Here is a 5,267-nt window from a genome sequence, read left to right as displayed (position 1 = left end):
GTGCCGACCCCGATCGTGTCGCCGAGCGAGAGCTGGTCGCAGCCCAGGTCCATCAGTCGCCGGCAGACGTCGACGACCTGCGCCACCGGCACGGGGCCCTCCCACGGGTCACCGAAACACATCGAGACGTAGCCGCGAACCCACAGCCCCTCGGCCCGGGCACGGTCGACGACCGGCGCGAACATCGCCAGCGACTCCTCGACGCTGCGGTTGAGGTTCTTGCGCGCGAACATCTCCGTGGCGCTGCCGAACACCGCGATCGCGCCGACACCAGCAGCCAGCGCCCGGTCCAGCCCACGCTCGTTGGGCACGAGCACGGGTCGCTGCGCCCCGCGCCCCTGCTCGTCGAGCAGACCGAGCACCTCCTCGGCGTCGGCGAGCTGCGGCACCCACCGCGGGTCGACGAACGACGTGGTCTCGATCGTGCCCAGACCCGCGCTGGCCAGGCGCCTGACGAAGTCAGCCTTCACCGCGGCCGGCACCACCGCCGCCTCGTTCTGGAGGCCGTCTCGTGGCCCGACCTCGTAGATCGTCACGGACTCGGGCAGGGTTGCGTCGGGCTCGACCTGCGGCAGCGGAAGTCTCACCCGCCGATCCTGACACGCCGCACGCTTCGTGGCGACGCCCGCACGCTCTACCCTCGTCTCGGCGCGCCATCCGGCGTCGCTGGGGGAGACGCAGGACACGAGGGACAACGATGAGCGACAGCACCGATCGGCCGCAGGACACCCCGGTGGACCCGACGGCGCCATCGGATGCCGGGTGGCCGGCCTCCGCACCCGAGCCCTCTTCCAGCGCCCCGGCGCCCGATGCACCGGCACACCCGGAAGCACAGCCCTCGCCGTACGAGGCTCCGCCGGCGTCGTACCAGGCACCGCCCTCGCCGTCCGACACTCAGCAGCTCCCCGCTTACGGGCAGCCCCCGGCCTACGGGCAGCCCCCGGCCTACGGACAGCAGTCCGACCCGTACGCGCAGCCCCCCGCCTACGGCACGCAGGCCAACCCCTACGCCCAGCCCCCCGTCTACGGGAGCCAGCCCACGCCCTACAGCCAGCCCCCCGCCTACGGGAGCCAGCCCAACCCCTACGGCCAGCCGGCATCCTCGTACGGCCAGCAGCCGGCTCCGTACGGTGCTCCCCCGGTGTACGCGCAACCCCAGCCGGGTTATGGCCCGAGCCCCTACACGGCGGCCCCGTCGACCAACGGCAGTGCGTTGGCCCTGACGATCATCTCGGCGATCGGCGCCGTCTCCTGCTGCCTGTTCACCACGCCCTCCCTGATCTTCGGCATCGTCGCGCTGACCAAGCAGTCGAGCGACCCGGCGCAGTCGGCGAAGATGGCCAAGTACGGCTGGATCGCCTTCGGCATCAGCGTTGCGCTGGCCGTCGTGGCGGTGATCGGCCTCATCGCGGCGGGATCAGCAGGCTGGTTCGACGGCGGCGGCTACTCGGAGTACGACTACGACAACTCGTTCTGACGAGGAGCCCGGGTCTGAACACAGCACTCAGATCGCGCGCAGCAGTCACCGCTCGTGCCCTGAACTCCTGCGTCCCGGCGTCACCTCGACCAGCGAGTTCAGGCGATGTCCAGCAAACTCACAGGGTCACCCGCCAGACTGACGCCGTGACCAGCACCCCGACGCCTGAGGCCCGCCTGCTCGTCGTCGAGGACGAGCCCAACATCCGCGAACTGCTCGCGACGTCGCTGCGCTACGCCGGGTTCGACGTCGCCACCGCGGCCAGCGGCGCCGAGGCGCTGCGCGTGGCTGATGCCCACGACCCCGACCTGTGCGTCCTCGACGTCATGCTCCCCGACATGGACGGGTTCACCGTCACCCGCCGCCTGCGGGAACAGGGCCGCCAGCTGCCCATCGTGTTCGTCACGGCCCGCGACTCCGTCGACGACAAGATCAAGGGCCTGACCGTCGGCGGCGACGACTACGTCACGAAGCCGTTCAGCCTCGAGGAGGTCGTCGCCCGCATCCGGGCCGTGCTGCGCCGCACCCGGGGCGACGCCGAGCAGGACAGCCTCGTGCTGACCTTCGAGGACCTCGAGCTCGACGAGGACTCGCACGAGGTTCGTCGCGCCGGTCGGGTGATCGAGACCAGCCCCACCGAGTTCAAGCTGCTGCGCTATCTCATGCTCAACCCGAACCGGGTCCTGTCGAAGTCGCAGATCCTCGACCACGTCTGGGACTACGACTTCCGCGGCGAGGCCGGGATCGTCGAGTCCTACATCTCCTACCTGCGTCGCAAGATCGACGCCGAGGGCCTGCCCCCGCTCATCCACACCAAGCGGGGGGTCGGCTACGTGCTGCGCCTGTCACCCCAGGCCTGACCGTGACGAGCGCCTCCCCGGCGACCACTCCCCCGGCATCCGACCCACCGGCAGCGAAGGACGACCCGGTCGCCCGTGTCGTGCGCCACCTCGAGGCAGTCCCGCTGCGGCGCCGCCTCGTGGCGATCGTCGGGACCCTCGTCGGGGCCGCGCTCATCCTCACGAGCCTCGCGACGGCCTACCTCATGCGCTCGGACCTGCTCGACCGGGTCGATTCGGAACTGCGCTCGGTCGCGCGACCCGTGGCCAACCAGGTGTTCGACGACCTGCGCAGCACCGGGTCGGCGCTGCCGACGGGGTACGCATTCCACCTCCAAGGTGCCCGAGGGGCGATCACCCGGCTGCCCACCGGGGAGACGGCGCGGCCGGTCCTTCCCGTCCTGACCGTCGACGACCCGCGCGTGACCAGTGGCGAGCCGTTCACCGTGCCGTCGGAGGGGGGCCGCCCGCAGTGGCGCTTCATCGCGGGCCGGGTCGTCGGCGAGGACTCCACCTTCGCCGTCGGCGTCCCCCTGGACACCGTCAACGACACCGTGACCCAGCTCGTCATCACGACGGGGCTCATCAGCACGCTCGTCCTGCTCGCCTCGCTGGCGATGGCTCGGTATGCCGTGCGGCGCGCCTTCCGGCCGCTCACCCGCATCGAGGACACCGCCGCGGCCATCGCAGCGGGCGACCTCACGCAACGCATCCCGGTCCGCCAGGCCGACGACGAGGTGACCTCGCTGTCGCGCAGCCTCAACACGATGCTCGCGCGCATCGAGTCCTCGTTCGCGGTGCGAGAGGCCAGCGAGGAGCGGATGCGCCAGTTCGTCGCCGACGCCTCCCACGAGCTGCGCACCCCGCTGGCGACGGTCCGCGGCTACGCCGAGCTCTACCGCCAGGGCGCCGTGCGCGACCCCGAAGCCGTCGGCGGCGCCATGGAACGGATCGAGGCCGAGTCCGAGCGGATGAGCGGCCTCGTCGAGGACCTCCTCATGCTCGCCCGCATCGACGACGCCCCCGAGGTCGAGCTGGCTCCCGTCGACCTCACCGTCCTCGCGGCGGATGCCGTGGCCGACGCGCGCGTGCGCGCCCCCGAACGTCGGATCAGCCTCCTCGGTCTCGGTGGGCCGGTCGCACCGACGGTCGTCGTCGGCTCCGAGCCCAAGCTGCGCCAGGTCGTCACCAACCTCGTCGCCAACGCGCTGCGGCACACCCCGGCGGGCACCCCTGTCGAGGTCGCCGTCGGTCTCGACGCGCACGGTGCCACCCTCGAGGTGCGCGACCACGGGCCGGGGGTCCCCCCCGAGGTGGCGACCAAGGTCTTCGAACGGTTCTACCGGGCTGATCCCTCGCGCGGGCGAACGGCTGGTGGCGGAAGCGGCCTGGGCCTGGCGATCGTCGCCGCGATCGTGGCCCGTCACCAGGGCCAGGTCGGGGTCGCCCGCACCCCGGGCGGTGGGGCCACCTTCGTCGTCCGACTGCCCCAGCGGCCCTCACCTGCCGAGCGGCGCCCCGTCGCACAGCGCACTCCCAGCAACTGATCAGAGTGCTCGCAAGTCGGCGGGATTGACTGGGTGCAAGCCAGTCACCCCCGTCGAAGGAGCGTTCGCCATGACCGACCAGAACCCCACCCCCCAGTGGTACGCCCCCCGGGGCGGCACGACCACCGACCCCCGGCCCGTGGGGACGTTCGGCCAGCCGACCGAGCCCGTGCCGACGTGGCCCCCGGCGCCGCCAGCCCCTCCGGGTAACTCCATGATGCCGGCGATGACCACTCCTCCGGCACCCAGGCGCGGCCGCCGCCTGGCCGAGCTGACCGCCGTCGCGGTCATCACGGGCCTCATCGCCTCGGGCAGCACGCTCGCCATCACCGGCGCCTACAACGGCACCGACGCCGCGACCACCACGGGGACGTCGCAGTCCCTCGGCCGCAACGCCGATGCCGCGCCGGTCGTCCAGGCCGACGGTTCGGCACCGAACTGGACCGCGACCGCCAGCGCGGTCTCCCCGAGCGTCGTCGCCATCACCGCGACCTCCGCGCAGGGCGGCGGCCAGGGCTCCGGGGTCATCATCGACTCCTCCGGCCACGTGCTGACCAACAACCACGTGGTGGCCGGTGCCCAGGAGCTGACCGTGACGACCTCGGACGGTCGCACCTTCGCGGCCGAGATCCGCGGCACGGACCCCTCGACCGACCTGGCCGTCATCACCATCACGGGCAACCCCAGCAACCTCACGCCCATCGCCGTGGGTGACTCCGACGCCATCGCTGTCGGCGACCCGGTCATGGCCGTCGGCAACCCTCTCGGTCTCGCCGGCACCGTCACCACCGGCATCGTGAGCGCCCTGAACCGGCCCGTGACCACCCAGGGTGAGAGCAGCGGCCAGGACCAGTTCGGCCAGGCCCAGTCGCAGGCCGAGCCCGTCGTCACCAACGCCATCCAGACCTCTGCTGCGATCAACCCCGGCAACAGTGGTGGAGCGCTCGTCAACGCCGGCGGACAGCTCATCGGCATCAACTCCTCCATCGCCTCGCTCGGGTCGTCCTCGGGTCAGTCGGGCAACATCGGCATCGGCTTCGCGATCCCGGTCAACGAGGCCACCTCGATCGCCGAGCAGCTCATCGCCAAGGGCACGGCCGTGCACGCCTACCTCGGGGTGACCCCGCAGGACGGCTCGGCCTCCGACGGCTCGGCCACGCGCACCGGCGCCGAGATCACCTCGGTCGGTGCCGACACCCCCGCCTCCAAGGCCGGGCTCCAGGTCGGCGACGTCGTGACGGCCGTGGGTGGCGAGCGGGTCGAGTCGGCCCTCTCCCTCGTCGCCCACATCCGCGAGCGCAGCGCCGGCGACGAGGTCACCCTCACCGTCCTGCGCGACGGCAAGACGATCGACGTCAAGACCACCCTCGCCGCCAAGCCCACCACCACCTCTCCCTGACCCGA

5 protein-coding genes are annotated in these 5,267 nt (G+C 71.9%); 4 read left to right on the top strand and 1 reads right to left on the bottom strand.

Going from position 1 to position 5,267, the window contains the following annotated elements; all coding sequences use genetic code 11:
* A partial coding sequence (locus PLL68_RS07420; RefSeq protein ID WP_502910685.1) for a hydroxymethylglutaryl-CoA lyase-like TIM-barrel protein occupies positions 1–587 on the bottom strand: 587 nt, incomplete at its 3' end.
* Positions 588–697: 110 nt separating this feature from the next.
* Between PLL68_RS07420 and PLL68_RS07415 the strand changes: the two genes are divergently transcribed.
* The 4 genes from PLL68_RS07415 (at position 698) to PLL68_RS07400 (ending at position 5,262) form a co-directional block, all read left to right on the top strand.
* Positions 698–1,477, top strand: coding sequence for a hypothetical protein (locus PLL68_RS07415; RefSeq protein WP_324533100.1), 780 nt, complete (start codon positions 698–700; stop codon positions 1,475–1,477).
* 146 nt (positions 1,478–1,623) lie between these two features.
* The gene (locus PLL68_RS07410; RefSeq protein WP_324533098.1) at positions 1,624–2,337 is read left to right on the top strand and encodes a response regulator transcription factor; all 714 of its coding nucleotides are present in this window, start codon (positions 1,624–1,626) and stop codon (positions 2,335–2,337) included.
* Positions 2,338–2,339: 2 nt separating this feature from the next.
* Positions 2,340–3,863: a sensor histidine kinase gene (locus tag PLL68_RS07405; RefSeq protein WP_324533096.1), complete on the top strand. Its 1,524-nt coding sequence runs from the start codon at positions 2,340–2,342 to the stop codon at positions 3,861–3,863.
* 70 nt (positions 3,864–3,933) lie between these two features.
* The gene (locus PLL68_RS07400; protein WP_324533094.1) at positions 3,934–5,262 is read left to right on the top strand and encodes a S1C family serine protease; all 1,329 of its coding nucleotides are present in this window, start codon (positions 3,934–3,936) and stop codon (positions 5,260–5,262) included.
* Positions 5,263–5,267: the final 5 nt, after the last annotated feature.

The sequence above is a fragment of the Ornithinibacter sp. genome (assembly GCF_035443565.1).
Lineage (GTDB): Bacteria > Actinomycetota > Actinomycetes > Actinomycetales > Dermatophilaceae > Fodinibacter.
This window is presented reverse-complemented; position numbering and strand designations above follow the sequence as displayed.

What these genes read in the sequence shown, in the direction of transcription:
- PLL68_RS07415 (WP_324533100.1), top strand. Translation starts at nt 698, where the DNA reads ATGAGCGACAGCACCGATCGGCCGCAGGACACCCCGGTGGACCCGACG.
- PLL68_RS07400 (WP_324533094.1), top strand. Translation starts at nt 3,934, where the DNA reads ATGACCGACCAGAACCCCACCCCCCAGTGGTACGCCCCCCGGGGCGGC.